General features: G+C 72.0%; 17 protein-coding genes, 1 tRNA gene and 1 pseudogene. 8 read left to right on the forward strand and 11 right to left on the reverse strand.

Annotated elements, in window-relative coordinates:
- Positions 1 to 121: 121 nt before the first annotated feature.
- The 4 genes from FVA95_RS03195 to FVA95_RS03205 form a co-directional block, all read right to left on the reverse strand.
- Positions 122 to 454 (reverse strand): hypothetical protein, encoded by a 333-nt coding sequence (locus FVA95_RS03195; protein WP_161992181.1) that lies wholly within the window; start codon positions 452 to 454, stop codon positions 122 to 124.
- Entirely contained in the window at positions 454 to 609 is a 156-nt protein-coding gene (locus FVA95_RS30700; protein WP_161992182.1) for a hypothetical protein, read from the reverse strand. Before FVA95_RS30700 ends, FVA95_RS03195 begins: the two co-directional genes overlap by 1 nt.
- A 128-nt stretch (positions 610 to 737) precedes the next feature.
- Positions 738 to 995, reverse strand: a complete 258-nt coding sequence (locus FVA95_RS03200; RefSeq protein ID WP_149662865.1) for a hypothetical protein — start codon at positions 993 to 995, stop codon at positions 738 to 740.
- A complete protein-coding gene (locus FVA95_RS03205; protein ID WP_149662866.1) occupies positions 992 to 1,201 on the reverse strand; it encodes a hypothetical protein in 210 nt (69 codons plus the stop codon). Before FVA95_RS03205 ends, FVA95_RS03200 begins: the two co-directional genes overlap by 4 nt.
- Positions 1,202 to 1,313: 112 nt before the next feature.
- Here FVA95_RS03205 and FVA95_RS03210 point away from each other — a divergent pair, with 112 nt between their 5' ends.
- The 3 genes from FVA95_RS03210 (at position 1,314) to FVA95_RS03220 (ending at position 3,483) form a co-directional block, all read left to right on the forward strand.
- Positions 1,314 to 1,655: a GntR family transcriptional regulator gene (locus tag FVA95_RS03210; protein ID WP_161992183.1), complete on the forward strand. Its 342-nt coding sequence runs from the start codon at positions 1,314 to 1,316 to the stop codon at positions 1,653 to 1,655.
- Between the two features lie 149 nt (positions 1,656 to 1,804).
- Positions 1,805 to 2,866: a helix-turn-helix domain-containing protein gene (locus FVA95_RS03215; RefSeq protein WP_161992184.1), complete on the forward strand. Its 1,062-nt coding sequence runs from the start codon at positions 1,805 to 1,807 to the stop codon at positions 2,864 to 2,866.
- Positions 2,863 to 3,483 (forward strand): HD family hydrolase, encoded by a 621-nt coding sequence (locus FVA95_RS03220; RefSeq protein WP_149662869.1) that lies wholly within the window; start codon positions 2,863 to 2,865, stop codon positions 3,481 to 3,483. Before FVA95_RS03215 ends, FVA95_RS03220 begins: the two co-directional genes overlap by 4 nt.
- 25 nt (positions 3,484 to 3,508) lie before the next feature.
- On the opposite strand, the gene FVA95_RS03225 is transcribed toward FVA95_RS03220, so the two are convergent.
- Positions 3,509 to 4,222, reverse strand: coding sequence for a GNAT family N-acetyltransferase (locus FVA95_RS03225; RefSeq protein ID WP_161992185.1), 714 nt, complete (start codon positions 4,220 to 4,222; stop codon positions 3,509 to 3,511).
- Positions 4,223 to 4,492: 270 nt separating this feature from the next.
- Positions 4,493 to 4,574, reverse strand: a tRNA-Tyr gene (locus FVA95_RS03230).
- A 96-nt stretch (positions 4,575 to 4,670) separates the two neighbouring features.
- Between FVA95_RS03230 and FVA95_RS03235 the strand changes: the two genes are divergently transcribed.
- Positions 4,671 to 5,162 carry a YajQ family cyclic di-GMP-binding protein gene (locus FVA95_RS03235; RefSeq protein WP_149662871.1) on the forward strand — a complete coding sequence of 164 codons (492 nt, stop codon included), beginning with the start codon at positions 4,671 to 4,673 and terminating at the stop codon, positions 5,160 to 5,162.
- 179 nt (positions 5,163 to 5,341) lie between these two features.
- Here the strand turns inward: FVA95_RS03235 and FVA95_RS03240 are convergent.
- The 3 genes and pseudogenes from FVA95_RS03240 to htpX all read right to left on the reverse strand — a co-directional run bounded on the left by FVA95_RS03240 (position 5,342) and on the right by htpX (position 8,741).
- Positions 5,342 to 6,957 (reverse strand): annotated as a pseudogene (locus FVA95_RS03240) (amidase).
- Positions 6,854 to 7,768: a hypothetical protein gene (locus FVA95_RS03245; RefSeq protein ID WP_149662872.1), complete on the reverse strand. Its 915-nt coding sequence runs from the start codon at positions 7,766 to 7,768 to the stop codon at positions 6,854 to 6,856. Before FVA95_RS03245 ends, FVA95_RS03240 begins: the two are co-directional and overlap by 104 nt.
- 112 nt (positions 7,769 to 7,880) lie before the next feature.
- A complete protein-coding gene (htpX, locus tag FVA95_RS03250; RefSeq protein WP_149662873.1) occupies positions 7,881 to 8,741 on the reverse strand; it encodes a zinc metalloprotease HtpX in 861 nt (286 codons plus the stop codon).
- Between the two features lie 146 nt (positions 8,742 to 8,887).
- On the opposite strand from htpX, the gene FVA95_RS03255 reads away from it, so the two are divergent.
- The 3 genes from FVA95_RS03255 (at position 8,888) to FVA95_RS03265 (ending at position 12,788) form a co-directional block, all read left to right on the forward strand.
- Complete coding sequence (locus tag FVA95_RS03255) at positions 8,888 to 9,661, forward strand: enoyl-CoA hydratase (RefSeq protein WP_149662874.1); 774 nt, start codon at positions 8,888 to 8,890, stop codon at positions 9,659 to 9,661.
- 116 nt (positions 9,662 to 9,777) lie between these two features.
- Entirely contained in the window at positions 9,778 to 11,721 is a 1,944-nt protein-coding gene (locus FVA95_RS03260; RefSeq protein WP_149662875.1) for a 2-oxoacid:acceptor oxidoreductase subunit alpha, read from the forward strand.
- Positions 11,718 to 12,788, forward strand: a complete 1,071-nt coding sequence (locus tag FVA95_RS03265) for a 2-oxoacid:ferredoxin oxidoreductase subunit beta (protein WP_149662876.1) — start codon at positions 11,718 to 11,720, stop codon at positions 12,786 to 12,788. Before FVA95_RS03260 ends, FVA95_RS03265 begins: the two co-directional genes overlap by 4 nt.
- An 80-nt stretch (positions 12,789 to 12,868) precedes the next feature.
- Here the strand turns inward: FVA95_RS03265 and FVA95_RS03270 are convergent, their stop codons facing one another.
- Positions 12,869 to 14,068 (reverse strand): hypothetical protein, encoded by a 1,200-nt coding sequence (locus FVA95_RS03270; RefSeq protein ID WP_149662877.1) that lies wholly within the window; start codon positions 14,066 to 14,068, stop codon positions 12,869 to 12,871.
- Positions 14,069 to 14,211: 143 nt separating this feature from the next.
- Here FVA95_RS03270 and rarD point away from each other — a divergent pair, with 143 nt between their 5' ends.
- Positions 14,212 to 15,153: an EamA family transporter RarD gene (gene rarD / locus FVA95_RS03275; protein WP_149662878.1), complete on the forward strand. Its 942-nt coding sequence runs from the start codon at positions 14,212 to 14,214 to the stop codon at positions 15,151 to 15,153.
- Here the strand turns inward: rarD and FVA95_RS03280 are convergent.
- Complete coding sequence (locus FVA95_RS03280; RefSeq protein WP_051050104.1) at positions 15,129 to 16,106, reverse strand: polyprenyl synthetase family protein; 978 nt, start codon at positions 16,104 to 16,106, stop codon at positions 15,129 to 15,131. The two genes, rarD and FVA95_RS03280, sit on opposite strands and share 25 nt — an antisense overlap.
- Positions 16,107 to 16,146: the final 40 nt, after the last annotated feature.

The following is a 16,146-nucleotide window of genomic DNA, read 5'->3' on the forward strand; positions in this document are numbered from 1 at the left end:
CCCGGGCCCCGCCCCTGGCCGTACTCGACAACCAACCCATCGCCCTGCTCCTCATCTCGTCTGTCCTATGTGGATCATGTGGGTGCGCCCGTCCGGTCCCGACCGGCCCGCACCCGCGGGGTCAGCGCGTAAAGCGCAGGACCCGCTTGACCGACGTCACCCGCACCGTCGAACGAGGGAAGAACCCCTCACCCGGTTTCGCACCGGGCTCGACATCCCCGCGCCGCACAGCGGCCCACCGCTGATCCGCAGTACCCGACTCGTCGAACACCGCCAGCGCACCCGAAGGCACCGACCGCGCCACCTGCACCCGCATCACCGGCTGCCCCGGGTTCAGCCCCAGGAACAGATCCCCCGGCCGCAACCGCGCCATCGCCACCAACTCGCAGTGCGCGGTCACCTTCCGCCCGGCCAATCGCGTCACCACGACCAGCTCGCTCGGCTGCCACGCCATCACCGACCACCCCCGGTGATCCCGACCCGCCGCGCCGTGCCCGCGGTCAGATACGACATCGGCGCCGACCGCTCGGTCTCCACCACACCGGCGCTGCCGTCGAGGTGGCGCAGCCGCACCCGCACCTGCCCCTGCGGCCGCCACTCGATCGCCACGACTTCCGTCCACGCCCCACCTGCGGGTCCGTAGGCGTAGATCCACCACCCGGGCCGAACGAGCCGCACCGGACGTTCCTGCGCCGCCTTCGCCGCCGCACGCTCCACCGACCGATCCAGCCGGGCGCTCACCGCGCACCCACCGGGGGCTCCTCAGCGCCGAGCAGAACCAGCTCCGCCCGCTCCCGCGCCGCCACGACCTCCACCACCGCCGACAGATAAGCGCCGTTCACACGCAGACGACGCCACTCCCGCCACCCCACGACCGCGCCACTCAACGCCTCGGCAGCCTCGACCCCCGCCGCCCCGGCACCGAACCGGTGCCAGAACTCGCCTCGCACCTGGTCCAGCACCCGACGACGGTGCGCACCCACGACCCGCATCACGCCGCCTCACCTCCGATGAGATGCCTGGCGCGGCGGGGCAGGTGGAGAACCTGTGCGGTGGGCAGGCTCGGAACCTCGTGCACCCGAGCGATCTCGTTGCCCAACAGCGCGTCAATGACGTCCGAGGTCAGGCCGTCAGGAGCCCAGCCCTCGGGCGCGCTATCGAGCCGTCGGAGCGCGGCCATGTCGCGGCGTTCGGTGTACATCTGCCATCCTCTCGATTGCATCAGTGCACACTAAGGTGCTCTGTGGTGTTCGATATGTCAAGGGGCGTTTGTGGTGCTGTGCGGTGGCTTAGCTGGCCGCTACCGTGGCTTGGTGGCGGTCGATCAGGGAGGCGCTCAGTCGCTGAGCGCAAAGGTCAGGTCGGACCTCGTCCGACGCATCCGAGCGGGCGAGTTCCCGGTGGGGGCCAAGATTCCGTCCCTGCGGGCACTCGCTGAGCACTACGGCGTCGCCGAGCTGACTGCACACGCCGCAGTGAAGGAGATGCAGCACGCGGGGGTGTTGGAGTCCGCCGCCGGTCGCGGGACGTTCGTCCGGGCACTGCCGGACGACGCTCCCGAGGATCTGCGCAGGATCGTGGCTCGCCTCCAAGGCGAGGTCGCCGAGCTACGCGAGAGGGTCGAGGCGGTCGAGGCGGTCGAGGCCAAGAGATAGCTGCTACTCACGGATTCTCCGATTCATCCCCGTCGCCGGGGCCCAGTGCCTATCGTCTGTCGGACAACCAGAACGGTATTGCCAGGTCAGGGCAGACACCCCTGACCACAAGTACGAGTTCGACGCGGCCGAACGTGAGGAAGCACGGAGTGAAGGACCGAACCCCTACTCCCGGTGCGAGTGAGCTGATCGGGCGACTCGGAGGGGCCGTTCTGGGCGCCATCCGTGGCCGCGTCGGACTCACTCAGGAGGGGTTCGCCGAGCAGCTCGGCGTGGGCGTCAGCACCCTGCAGGCGTGGGAGTCGGGTCGGCGCCCGTTGGTCAATGCGAGCTTCGCGGAGATCCAGCGCGTCAACCGAGGACTCCGGGCCCACAACCCGGACCCTTCGCTCCTCGTCGTATTCGAGAAGGCACTCGTGGCGGACTCGATCTACGGAGAGCTGGCGACTGTCGGGAGCCCTGAGCACCCGCTGTCGGTCATCGTTCCCGACCGCACCCTGACCGAGCTGCTCGCCTGGCCGCTCACCGGCGAGGTCCCCCGGCAGCTCAGCGAGATCCGCACCCGGCTGTACGTGCCCAGCACGGTGCAGGACGCCGTCGCTCAGGACCTGTGTGATGCTGCGGACCAGGCTGGAACCGGCACCGAGCGGACGGCCATGTTGCGTCGGCAGGTGAAGTTCTTGGTCGCGTCGAACAGCTCCACGCAGGGGTGGCTCCGGCAGCAGACGACCAGCGATACCCGAGCCATACCCGACCTGAGCGCGTGGTCCCCGTCATGGGCTGTGGCTCGCTCCCAGGCCGTCGCAAGTGCCCATTCCGGCGACCTGGATCCGCTGCGCCGGTTCATCGACCAGGGACTGGCGAGCGACGACCTCATCGCCGCGAATCTCAATTACTGGGCCTACTGGGTTGGCGAGCACGACACGTATTGGACCGACGATCGAGACATGGTCAGTCAGCGGGCGACGTGGTCCGGGGACCGGCTCCTGGCGTCGCTCGTGACTGGGGTTGCAACGGCCCCTTACCGGGAGCTGTGCGCGCATGCCCTGTGGGCGCTACTGAGGGCACGGCGAGACCTGCTCCGCAGCTCTGAGCAGGCGAGGCACATCGGCCGGGCGGTGGAGATCGCGCTTAGCGACGAGGCTGGTCTGACCGGTAAGGTTCGACAGCGCATGGAGCAGGTGGCCTACCTCGTGGAGAGTGCGATTTGAGCAACGAAATGCACGCTGTCGCCAAGTTCGCATACGAGGCCGGCCAGCTTCAGCGACTCCCCCGCTCCGGGTGGCTGCTCGCAGGAATCAAGAATCCCGAATCGGTAGCCGAGCACAGCTTCCGTGTGGGAATTCTCGCCTACGTCATTGCCACTCTCGAAGGCGCAAACGCAGACCGCGCGGCAGCACTGGGCCTGTTCCACGACATGCCGGAGACCCGGATCGGTGACGTCCCCAGCGTGGGGAAGCCGTACGTGCGGACGCCCCCGGCTCAGGATGTCGCCCACGACCAGGTGGCGGAGCTGCCGCCGGTCCTCGCCGAGCACATCGCCGCCCTGATCGACGAGCACGAGCGTGCGAAGGAACCGACGGCGACGCCAGAGGCACGCTGCTCCCGCGACGCCGACAAGATCGACTGCCTACTCGCCGCACGCGAGTGCCAGGCCCAGGGCAACCAGCAGGTTCAACCGTTCGTTGACTCCATGGCAGCGGCCGTGGTGACCGAGACCGGAAAGCGTCTCGCGGTCGCGGCGCAGGAAGTCCCGCCCGGCGAGTGGTGGGCCAACTTCGCCGCCAACTTCGCGAAGAACAGCGAGGCCGCCCGGGCGGCACGGTGACCCCCCGACGCCACCCCACGCTGTCTCAGCTGTCCCGTGAGGCGTCGATAAGCGCAGATCCGTCGTTAGTGTAAGGCTCTTCGAACGCGGTGATGGAAAAACGGGAGCGTGCCTCGACCAGGAGGCGTCGAGCGATTCCCCGGCGTCGCCAGGCCACTGCAGTCCAGATATGGGCGACGGTCTCGTAATCGCCGTCGTCGTCACGGTCGTGCACGATGACGAAACCGGTGAGACGGCCGCTGAAGACCGAGAAGCCCTCCTCCTCGGCAGCGTAGGCCGAGGCCGGAGCCAGCATCACCAGCCAGATTCCAGCCTTATCCGGCGGGAAGTCCCACTTGCACTCCCGCTTGTAGATGAGCCCGGCCTTACCCAGAGCGCTGTCTGCCCAGCTTCCGTCTTCGCCCTTCAAGGCATCCGCGCCGATGTCGATCTCACCGAAGTCTTGGTACCCACCGCCAAGGTCGACACCGGTTGCGACCAGGTTCCAGCTCTCGTCACAGTCCGGGCCGATCCAGGAAACCCGGGGGCCGATCTGGGCGGTGACGGCAAGTTCGGCCTCTCGAACCAAGTGGGGCCACTGCGAGAGCAGTTCGAGCACGTGGCCGGAGCTATCGAAGTCCGGGGCGGTCGACGGGAGCAACGCGGCCAGGGCCACGGATGCTGACCGGTAGGCGTTCTCGATGTCAGGAGTAGGCGGGAACTTGTAAGTGGTCGGGCTTCCCCACTCTTCTTCTGTCACTCCGTCACTACACCAGCCCTGACCAGCACAAACAAGAAGGACAGTCTGAGTGACAGGCTCGGTGGGGCTGTCACTCTGTCACTCTCCCAGTCCCGGCCGTACCGCGACGGTCCGCCGGGACCCTCGAAGCCATCGACCGCCGTGTGGGCTTGGCCCACGGAGGGCCCACAGACGGCCGCATTCGGCCGTAGATCCCCGGACACACCCGGACAACGAAAAAGACCCCCGGTTCCAGCGTTTCCGCTGGTCGGGGGTCTCTTTCACCTGCTGTGGCTGGTCCAGGATTCGAACCTGGGAAGGCTACGCCGACGGATTTACAGTCCGCTCCCTTTGGCCGCTCGGGCAACCAGCCGGGGTGCATCTCGGTCTCGCTGAGTGCGTAAACGAGGATACGACACGACCTGAACGACCCCGCCGAGGGGTCCCCGACCGACCCGGAGGAGAGACGATGGCCGACCCGTCGTTCGACGTCGTGAGCAAGGTGGACCGCCAGGAGGTCGACAACGCACTGAACCAGGCCGCGAAGGAGCTGTCGCAGCGCTTCGACTTCCGCGGCACCAACACCACGATCGCCTGGGCCGGCGAGGAGGCTCTGACCTTCGAGTCGGAGACCGAGGAGCGGCTGCTCGCCGGGATCGAGGTCTTCAAGGAGAAGCTGATCAAGCGGCAGATCTCCCTGAAGGCGTTCGAGGCCGATGAGCCGCAGATCTCCGGCAAGACCTACAAGGCGAGCGGCAGGATCCTCCAGGGCATCGCGCAGGACAAGGCCAAGGAGATCAGCAAGGCCATCCGCGACGAGAAGCTCAAGGGCGTCCAGGCGCAGATCCAGGGCGACCAGCTGCGCGTCTCGGGCAAGAAGAAGGACGACCTGCAGGCCGTCATCGCGCTGCTCAAGTCCAAGGACTTCGGCATCGCGCTGCAGTTCACCAACTACCGGTGACCAACCGGCCCTGAGCTGCGGAAACCCAGGCTCAGGTCGTGCCGGGTACAGACCGGCACGACCGAGCGCGGAATCCACCAACGTCCGGATCTGGTCGACGGCGTCCGGCCAGTACCCGACGTCGGTGTTCAGGGCGACCGTCGGCGTGGCCTGGCCCACCGTGGCCTGGCCCGGCTCGTCTAGGCCGGAGTCGCCGGCAGCAGGTGCGCCCACGGCCGCGCCCGCTCCAGCTGCGCCGCCAGCGCCAGCAGCAGCGGCTCCGAGCCCGGCCGCCCGACGAACTGCACGCCCAGCGGCAGCCCGGACGCCGTCCGGTACAGCGGCACCGACGACGCGGGCCGCCCGGTCAGGTTCGCCAGCTGGGTGAAGGGCACCGGGGCGAAGTTGGCGTCGACCAGGCTCTCCACCAGCCCGAGCCGTCCGAACAGGCCGGACGCGCCGGTCCGCAGCAGCGCCTGCGCCCCGATCCGGGCCGCGGCCGGCAGCCCCAGCTCCCCGATCGGCCACGGCGGCCGGGCCAGGGTCGGGGTGAGGAGTAGGTCGTAGCGCTCGTGGAACGTGGCCAGTGCGCGGGTGTGGTCCTGGCGGCGGGCGAGCGCGGCGAGGTAGTCCGGCGCCGGGGTGGCACGCCCGATCGCGGCCATCACCCGCGTCTCCGTCTCGAAGGCGTCGTCGCCGCAGCCGGACAGCGCCCGCGCCGAGGCCACCTGGGCCGAGATCGTGGAGAACCAGGTGGTGAGGAAGTCGGTGGCCAGCGCCCGGCCGTCGAGGGCGGGGGCGGACTCCTCCACGACGTGCCCGAGCGAGGTCAACAGCTCGGCGGCGTCGGTGGCCGCAGCCACCGCCTCCGGGTCGACCTCGGTACCCAGCGGCGACGCGGTGGCCAGCCCGATCCGCAGCGGCGCCGGGTCGTCCCGGACGGCGTCGGCGTACGGGCGCTCCGGCGGGCGCACGACGTAGGGACCCTCCGGTTCCGGCCCGGCCGTCACGTCGAGCAGCGCGGCCGAGTCCCGCACGGTCCGCGACAGCACGCCCTGTACCGCCGCGCCGTGGAAGCCCTCCGCGACGTCCGGCCCCGACGGTGTCACGCCGCGGCCGGGCTTGAGCCCGAACAGCCCGCAGGCGGCGGCCGGGATGCGGATGGAGCCACCGCCGTCGCTCGCGCCGGCCGCGGGGACGATCCCGGCGGCGACGGCCGCGGCGGACCCCCCGGAGCTGCCGCCGGGGGTGCGGGCGGGGTCCCACGGGTTGCGGGTCGGCCCGCCGAGCGCGGGCTCGGTGACGGCACGGCCCCGAACTCGGGCGTGGCCGTCCGTCCGAACACCACGAACCCGGCCGCGGTCCAGCGCCGGACCACCGTCGACGTCTCGGGTCGCGGGCGGTCGGCGAGCGGGCGGGAACCGGACGCCGTCGGGACCCCGGCGATGTGCTGGGCGAGGTCCTTCACCAGGAACGGGACACCCGCGAACGGCCCGCTCAGCGGGCCGCGTGCGCGGGAACGGGCGGCGTCGTCGAGCCGCAGCCGGATGGCGTTGATGCCCGGCTCGACGGCGTCGGCGCGGGCGACGGCGGCCTCCAGCAGGTCGGCTGCGCTCACCTCACCCGCGGCGACGAGCGCGGCCAGCCCGACGGCGTCGTGGTTGCGGTAGTCGTCCCAGGAGATCCCCACGGCCGGGATACAAACAGATCGGTCAGGGGGTGGACACCGGGGCGGGCGCCGGCGCAGGGGACGCGTCCGAGGTACCGGTGACCCCGGCGACGATGCCGAGAGCCAGGACGACCGCGGCCGCGGCACCCAGGACGGCCGCCAGCATCGGCCGGGTGCGAGCCGGGAAGTCGGGCAGCCGGAACCCACCGGAGGTCCGGGTCGCGCCACCCTCGGGGAGCGGGGCCTGACGGACCGGCTCGGGAAGCGGTGCCTGGTGGACCGGCTCGGGGTGCCGCGGGGCGGCCTGGGCCGGGGGCCCCGACGGGAACCGCACGGGCGGGCGCCGGCCCGCCGGGTGCCGGCCCGTGAGGGGATGCCGGGCCGTGGGCGGGCGGGCCGGGTGTCGCGGGCCCGCCGGGGCGTACTGACCGGGGACCTGACCGCCCGGGGCCTGGCGGGGCGGAACGTGGCCGGGGACGTAGCCGCCCGGGACCTGCTGTGGCGGGACGTGGCCGGGACGCCGACCGCCGGGACCGGGTGCGTCGCGGGGGCGCGGGACGACGGGCAGCGCGGTGGTCGGTGCGTCGTCGGAGGACCCGCCGCCCGGCGCGGTGTGCGGCGCCACGGGGCGGGAGGAGCGGGGTTCCGGCGGCGTCGTCCCCGCGGCGGGGGTGGGTGCGGCCGGAGCATCGGGGTCCGGGTCCGGGTCCGGGGCCGGGTCGGAGGGGGTCGTGGCGTCCGCATCGGCGACCCTCGGCGCGACCGGGGTGTCGGTGTCCGAGGACGGTCGGGCCGACGGCAGCGCGACCTGCTCGTCCGGGCCGGCCTCGGTGACCACGTCGTCACCCGGGCGGGCCGGTGACGGGACCTCGACCGGGCCACCCTGGAGCGGCACCGACGGGGTCTCACCGGTGTCGGTGAGCGCGTGGCGGGGCTTCTGGGACGGGGTCTCGCTCATGGGTCCTCTTCCGCAGGGGGAGCTCTGCTCTGAGAGCTTCATCGCTCCCGGCACCCCGAACCGTTACGGAACAGCGACCCGGGGTCGCGCAACCTCCCCCGGAACGGTCCGGTCAGCGGCGGGCCATCTGCTGGAGCCGCGCGATCCGGTCCTCGATCGGCGGGTGGGTGGAGAACCACCTCGCCATCTTCTCGCCGGGCCGGAACGGGTTCGCGATCATCAGGTGCGACTGCGCCGTGAGCTGCGGGTCCGGAGGCAGCGGGGCGGCCGCGGTGCCGTACTTGAGCTTGTGCAGCGCCGAGGCCAGGCCCAACGGGTCCCCGGTGAGCTCGGCCCCCGAGGCGTCGGCCTGGTACTCCCGCGACCGGCTGACGGCCATCTGCACCACGCCGGCCGCGATCGGGCCGAGGAGCGCGACCAGGATGATCGCGATCGGGTTCGGGCGGTCCTCGTCGTTGCCGCCGAAGATCGAGGCGAACATCGCGAAGTTCGCGAGGAACGACACCGCCGAGGCGAGCGCTCCGGCGATCGAGGAGATCAGGATGTCGCGGTTGTAGACGTGGCTGAGCTCGTGGCCGATGACCGCGCGCAGCTCGCGCTCGTCGAGGAGGTGCAGCAGACCGGTGGTCACGCACACCGCGGCGTGCCGTGGGTTGCGGCCAGTGGCGAACGCGTTGGGTGCGTCGGTCGGGCTGATGTGCAGCGACGGCATGGGCTGGCGGGCCCGCTGGCTGAGCTCGCGGACGATCCGGAACAGCTGGGGGTACTCGGCCTCGGTGATCGGCTGGGCGTGCATCGACCGCAGCGCCATCTTCGCCGAGTTGAAGTAGGCCCACCCGTTCACCGCGAACGCGACGACCAGGGCGATGACCAGTCCGCCGCGGCCGCCCAGGACCCCGCCGATCGCGAGGATCAGGGCGCTCATCGCGCCGAGGAGGACGGCCGTCTTCAGACCGTTCATGTGGCTGTGCACGCCGGGGTCACCTTTCCGTGCGGTCCTGCGGGGCTCACCTTCCTCAACGGACGAACCGGGCAGCGCGTTCCCGGGTGTGACCCGGGCCCGGCCCGGGGCACCCCGTCACGTGCGGGAGGCCGACCCGGCGTGGAAGAGTCGGGCCCATGAGCGACGGCGATGTCACGACAGAGGTCCGGACCGAGGTCACCGACGGTGTCGCGGTGCTCACCGTCTCGAACCCGGCACGACGCAACGCGCTGAACCTGGACCTGTCGCAGAAGCTCGTCGCCGCCGTCGAGGCCGCGAACGCCGACGACTCGGTCGGCGCGATCGTCGTCACCGGTCGGGCGCCCGCGTTCTGCGCGGGCGGCGACCTCGCGGAGCTGCAGCAGGCCGACCCGGCGACGCTCAAGCGCGTCTACTCCGGGTTCCTCGCCATCGCCTCCTCCCCGCTGCCGACCCTGGCCGCGGTCAACGGCGCCGCCGTCGGCGCGGGGATCAACCTCGCCCTGGCCTGCGACGTCCGGCTGGCCGGCCCGACCGCACGGTTCGACGTCCGCTTCATGCAGCTGGGCCTGCACCCCGGCGGCGGCTACACGTGGATGGCCCAGCGCGCTCTCGGCGCCCAGGGCAGCGCCGCGATGACCCTGTTCGGCGACGTCCTCGACGCCCGCGAGGCCGAGCGCGTCGGTCTGGTCTGGCGTGCCTACGACAGCGACGAGGACCTGATGGCCGGCGCCCGTGAGCTCGCGGGCCGGGCCGCCGCCGCGCCGCGGGACCTGATCGTCACGACCAAGGCGACGATGCGGATCACCTCCCGACTCGACGCGCACGCCGACGCCACCGACATCGAGGTCCGCGCCCAGGCCGAGACCGTGCACTCCGAGGCGTTCGCGGAACGCGTCGCGGCGCTGCAGAAGAAGATCAGCAGGAAGTGACGAACGTAATCCGGGTTATGTGACGTGATCCCGGGTCTCCGGACAGGGGGACGAACCGGGAGTTAACCTCGATGTATCGAGGGACAATTCGACGCCGAACTGGGGACCATCAGCCCATGACGACCAGCGACACTCCCGTCGAGGCACGCGACTCCGAGGTCGTGCAGCGCGACCGGGTGGTCATCCGGTTCGCCGGCGACTCCGGTGACGGCATGCAGCTGACGGGTGACCGCTTCACCTCCGAGACCGCGAACTTCGGCAACGACCTGTCGACGCTGCCGAACTTCCCCGCGGAGATCCGGGCTCCTGCCGGGACGCTGCCGGGGGTGTCGTCGTTCCAGCTGCACTTCGCGAACTACGACATCCTCACTCCGGGGGACCGCCCGGACGTGCTGGTGGCGATGAACCCGGCGGCGTTGAAGGCCAACATCGGCGACCTGCCCCACGGCGGCGTGCTGATCGTGAACACCGACGAGTTCACCAAGCGGAACCTGACCAAGGTCGGGTACGCGGCGAACCCGCTCGAGGACGGCTCACTGGAGCCCTACGCGGTGCACGGGGTCGCGATGGCGACCCTGACCCGGGGCGCCCTGGAGGAGACCGGGCTGTCCAAGAAGGACGCCGAGCGGGCGAAGAACATGTTCGCCCTGGGTCTGCTGTCGTGGATGTACCACCGGCCCTCGGAGTCGACCGAGCGGTTCCTGCGGGAGAAGTTCGCGAAGAAGCCCGACATCGCCGAGGCCAACATCCTGGCCTTCCGCGCCGGGCACGCCTACGGCGAGACGACCGAGGCGTTCGCGGTCACCTACGAGGTCGCCCCGGCCCGGCTGGCGCCGGGGACCTACCGGCAGATCACCGGGAACGTCGCGCTGGCCTACGGGATCATCGCCGCCGGGCGCACGACGAGCCTGCCGGTGTTCCTGGGCACCTACCCGATCACCCCGGCCTCGGACATCCTCCACGAGCTGTCCAAGCACAAGGCCTTCGGCGTGACCACCTTCCAGGCCGAGGACGAGATCTCCGGCGTCGGCGCCGCACTGGGCGCGGCGTTCGGCGGCGCGCTCGGCGTCACCACCACCTCGGGTCCGGGGATCGCGCTCAAGGCCGAGACCATCGGCCTGGCCGTGGCCCTGGAGCTTCCGCTGCTGGTGATCGACGTGCAGCGCGGCGGCCCCTCGACGGGGCTGCCCACCAAGACCGAGCAGGCCGACCTGCTCCAGGCCCTGCACGGGCGCAACGGCGAGGCCCCGCTCCCGGTGATCGCCCCCTGCACCCCTGGCGACTGCTTCATCGCCGCGGTCGAGGCCGCCGCGATGGCGGTGCGCTACCGCACCCCGGTGATGCTGCTGTCCGACGGCGCGCTGGCCAACGGCTCCGAGCCGTGGAAGATCCCCGACGTCGAGACCCTGCCGACGGTGGACCCGGGGTTCGCGACCGAGCCCAACGCCCCCGACGGGTCCGGCGAGTTCTGGCCCTACCTGCGTGACCCCGAGACCCTGGCCCGGCCGTGGGCGATCCCCGGCACCGCGGGTCTGGAGCACCGCGTCGGCGGGCTGGAGAAGGCCGACGGGCGCGGCTCGATCTCCTACGACCCCGACAACCACGACCGCATGGTCCGGCTGCGCCAGGCCAAGATCGAGGGCATCGAGGTGCCCGACCTCGTGGTCGACGACCCCGACGGCGACGCGGACTTCCTCGTCGTCGGCTGGGGGTCGACCTTCGGCCCGATCAACGCCGCGGCGCGGCGGGTGCGCAAGCTCGGCCACTCGGTCGCCACCGTGCACCTGCGCAACCTCAACCCGATGCCGGCCAACCTCGGCGAGATCCTGGGCCGCTACCGCACGGTGCTCTGCCCCGAGATGAACCTCGGCCAGCTCGCCATGCTGCTGCGCGCCCGCCACCTGGTCGACGTCAAGAGCTACACCAAGGTCGCCGGGCTCCCCTTCGGCGCCGAGGAGCTGCAGGACGTGTTCCTGGACTACCTCACCGGCAAGCACCCGGAGTCCGCGGCCGACACCACCCCACGGCCCGCCAACGAGACCACTGGAGCGCAGGCATGACCGCCACCGATCTCGGTCTGCCGTCCATCGGCGGCCTCGACGGGGTCCCGACGACGGACGCGAAGCAGACCGCGAAGGACTACACCTCCGACCAGGAGGTCCGCTGGTGCCCCGGCTGCGGCGACTACGCCGTTCTCGCCGCGGTCCGCCAGTTCCTGCCCACCCTGGGCATCAAGCGCGAGAACACCGTGTTCGTCTCCGGGATCGGCTGCTCGAGCCGCTTCCCGTACTACCTCAACACCTACGGGATGCACTCCATCCACGGCCGCGCCCCGACCATCGCGACCGGGCTGGCGACCTCGCGGGAGGACCTGTCGGTGTGGGTCGTCACCGGTGACGGCGACGCCCTGTCCATCGGCGGCAACCACCTCATCCACGCGCTGCGCCGCAACGTCAACATCAAGATCCTGCTGTTCAACAACCGGATCTACGGCCTGACCAAGGGCCAGTACTCGCCCACCTCCGAGGTCGGGAAGGTCACCAAGTCCACCCCCATGGGCTCGCTCGACCACCCGTTCAACCCGATCTCGCTGGCGCTGGGCGCCGAGGCGTCGTTCGTCGGGCGCGCCCTGGACTCCGACCGCAAGAGCCTCACCGCCGAGCTGCAGGCCGCAGCCGAGCACCGCGGCTCCGCCCTGGTCGAGATCTTCCAGGACTGCCCCATCTTCAACGACGGCAGCTTCGACGTCCTGCGCCGCGGCGACAACGAGAACCGGCTCATCCCCCTCACCCACGGCGAGCCGATCACCTTCGGCGCCCCGGGTGAGGACGGACGCGGCTCGCACGCGGTCGTCCAGGACGGGTTCGGCCTCGCCGTCGTCGAGACCGCGTCGGTCGACCCCGCGACGATCGTGGTCCACGACCAGACCGACCACGAGCTCGCCTTCGCCCTGTCCCGGCTCTCGGACCAGGACCTCACCCACACCGTCACCGGGGTCTTCCGCAACACCGACCGCCCCACCTACGACGACGCCGCACGCGCCCAGGTCCAGGCCGCCAAGGACGCCAAGCCCGACGCCGACCTGCAGGCCCTGCTCAACGGCCGCGACACCTGGACCATCGTCTAGGACCGGCCCGCGACCGACGACGGCCGCGGCACTCCCTCCAGGGAGTACCGGGGCCGTCGTGCGTCCACCGGTGTCCGGGCTCAGCGGGCCCCGGGGCGTTCGTTCCACGCGATGAACCCGGCCGCCCGGGCGGCACCCTCCGCGGTGAAGTAGAGGTCCGCCCGCGTACGGACGTAGTACGGCGACTCGGGCGGATGGAACCGCCGCGACCCGCTGTGCACCTTCACCCGGTGCGTCTCGGGCGGGTCGCCGCCGTCGGCGGGTGCGAGCACCGAGTCCGGGTACGGGCCGGGCCGCACGCCGGGCGGCAGCGGCTCGGACGCCGCCGACGGGCCGATGATCAGGGAGTCGAGCGCCGCCAGCGCCGAGCCACCGGCGGGCTGCCGCGTCCGCGACGGGATCGGCAACGGTGCGGGCGGGCCGTCGTCGTCCGACGCGGGGGCCGGCTCGGGCAACGGGGCCGGTTCGACGTCGTCGCGCAGGGCGTGCCGGCCGGACGGCTCGTCGTCGTCCTCGGCCGACCCGTCCTGCGACGCGGGGTTGCTCTCGGGGCGGGGAAGGGGCACCGCGGGGGCCGTGGCACCGTCCGGTGCTCCGGCGCTGCCGTCCGGTGCCTCCGCGACCGGTGCGGCGGGGGCTGCCGCGCCGTCCTGGGCCGCGTCGCCGTCGGCCGGGCCGTCCTCGGCCGGGGCCTCCTCGGTCGGACCGCTCTCGGCCAGATCACCCTCGGCCTGTTCGTCGTGAGCAGCGCTGTCGTGCCCGTGGGCCAGGTCGTCGTGGGCCGGGGCGTCCTGGGCTATGGCAGCGGCGCCGTCGGTCGCGGGTCCCTCCGTCGCGGGTCCGTCCGTCGCGGGCCCGTCAGCCCCGGTGGGGCCGCTCCCGCCCGCGGCGGCGGTCCCGCCCGCGGCGGCCGGCGAGGGACCGGGCGCCTCGGAGCCGGCCGGCACGTCGCCGGTCACCCCGGGGTGGGCTGCCGGGGGGACGACCTGCTCCCCCGCACCGTCGGCCACGGCGGACGGTGGCGGTGCGCTGTCCGACGGCGGTGTGGTCGCCCTGGTCGCCCCGGCCGCGGCGACCGGGTCGGCCTCCCCGACGGGGTCGAACAGCCCCACGGTCCCGGGTCCGCTCCCCGGGCCGGGCCCGTCGGACGCCTCCACCGTGTCGGGCGCACCCGTGGCCTCCGGACCGCCCTCGACGGCCCCTGCGCGGCGGCGGGACACCAGCACCCCTGCCGCCACGAGTACCACGAGCACCGCCAGCAGTACCCACATCCAGCCCATGCCGGACCTCCGTCCGCCCGGGACCCTCCCGGACCGCTGTCGCCGTGCTTGGTATCACGGATCGTGCCCGCCCCGCCGTCACCGCGCGCGGTGGCACACCCGTACCGGATCATCGTGCCCGTGACCCACCACCCGAAGCGACCATGACCGCTGCCCGTTCCCCCGAACGAACCACACCCGAACGGAGTGAGCGGAACCCCGCCGGGCTCGCCGCGGGCGTCGGCGCGTACGTGCTGTGGGGTCTGTTCCTGGCGTTCTGGCCGCTGCTGGACCCCGCGGCGCCGCTGGAGGTCCTCGCTCACCGCGTGCTGTGGACCGCCGTGCTGATGGCGGTGGTGCTGACCGTGCTGCGCGGCTGGGGCGACGTGCGCGGGCTCGGTCCCCGCGGGTGGCTCGCGACAGCCGCGGCCGCGGTGTTCATCGCGGTGAACTGGGGTCTGTTCATCTGGGGCGTCTCGGTGGGGCTGGTCGTCGAGTCCGCGCTCGGCTACTACATGACCCCGCTGGTCGGGGTGCTGTTCGGCGTCCTCGTCCTGCGGGAACGGCTGCGGCCCGCGCAGTGGGTCGCGCTGGGGCTGGCGGCGACGGCCGTCGTGGTCATCGCCGTCGGCAACGGCACGGTGCCGTGGCTGTCGATGGCCCTGGCCTGCTCGTTCGGGATCTACGGGCTGTTCAAGGCAACCGCGCCGCTGCCCGCCGCGGCCGGGCTGACCGCGGAGGGCCTCGTACTCGTCGTACCCGCCGCGGTGTTCCTCGTCGTCCTGGAGCTCTCCGGCGGCGGCACGTTCACCGGGCACGGGCCGTGGCACCTGCTGCTCATGCTGTCCGCGGGTCCGGTGACGGCGCTGCCGCTGCTGCTCTACGGCGCCGCGGCGCGACGGCTGCCGCTCACGACCCTCGGGGTGCTGCTCTACGTCAACCCCACGCTGCAGTTCCTGTGGGGCGTGCTGGTCGTCGGACAGCCGATGGCCCCGGCCCGCTGGGCGGGGTTCGCCCTCGTCTGGCTGGCGCTGGTGGTGTTCACCGTCGACCTGCTGCGACGGCGACGCCCACCGGCGGCTCAGCCCACCCGCTCCACCGTGTAGTCGGTCAGCGTCCGCAGCGCCTCGATCGCCGGGCACGGCGGCAGCACCGCCAGCTCGGCACGCGCGCGGTCGGCGTACCCGGCGACGGTCTCGCGGGCCTTGACCAGCGCATCACCGGAGCGGAGCAGCTCCAACGCCTCGGCCACCTCGTCGTCGTCGCTGATCGGGGCGGCCAGCAGCTGCCGCAGCCTGCGCGCGTCGGCGGAGTCGTCGCCGTCGCGCAGGGCGTAGAGCATCGGCAGGGTGTGCACGCCCTCGCGCAGGTCGGTGCCGGGCGTCTTGCCCGAGTCGTCCGACGGCGACGCGATGTCGATGATGTCGTCGGAGATCTGGAACGCAGCCCCGATGACCTCACCGAAGGTCCGCAGCGCCTCGACGTGCTCGGTCGGCGCACCGGAGAACATGCCGCCGTAACGGCCCGAGGTCGCGATGAGCGACCCGGTCTTCTCCGCGACCACCCGCAGGTAGTGCTGCACCGGGTCGTCCGACGCCTTGGGGCCCCGGGTCTCGCGCATCTGGCCGGTCACCAGCAGGGCGAACGTCTCGGCGATGATCCGCACCGCGTCCGGGCCGAGGTCGGCGACCAGCCGCGACGCGTGCGCGAACAGGAAGTCCCCGGTCAGGATCGCGACCGAGTTGTCCCAGCGCGAGTTCGCGGACTCCGCGCCCCGCCGCATGGACGCCTCGTCCATCACGTCGTCGTGGTACAGCGTCGCCAGGTGGATCAGCTCCACCACGGCGGCCGCCGTGATCACCTCGTCGCGTTCGGGATGCGGTCCCACCTGGGCCGCGAGCAGCGTGAACAGCGGCCGGAACCGCTTTCCGCCGGCCTCGATGAGGTGCAACGAGGTCTCGGTGACGAACTCGTAGTCGCTGTGCACCTCGCGGTGCAGCAGGTCCTCGACCCGCTTCAGCCCGTCCGCCGTGGCCTCGGCCAGGACCGGATCGGCCATCCGGATCCCGGCCACGCTCTGTGTCTCCACCCCCACAGCG

The sequence above is a fragment of the Pseudonocardia sp. EV170527-09 genome (genome assembly GCF_008369905.1).
Lineage (GTDB): Bacteria > Actinomycetota > Actinomycetes > Mycobacteriales > Pseudonocardiaceae > Pseudonocardia.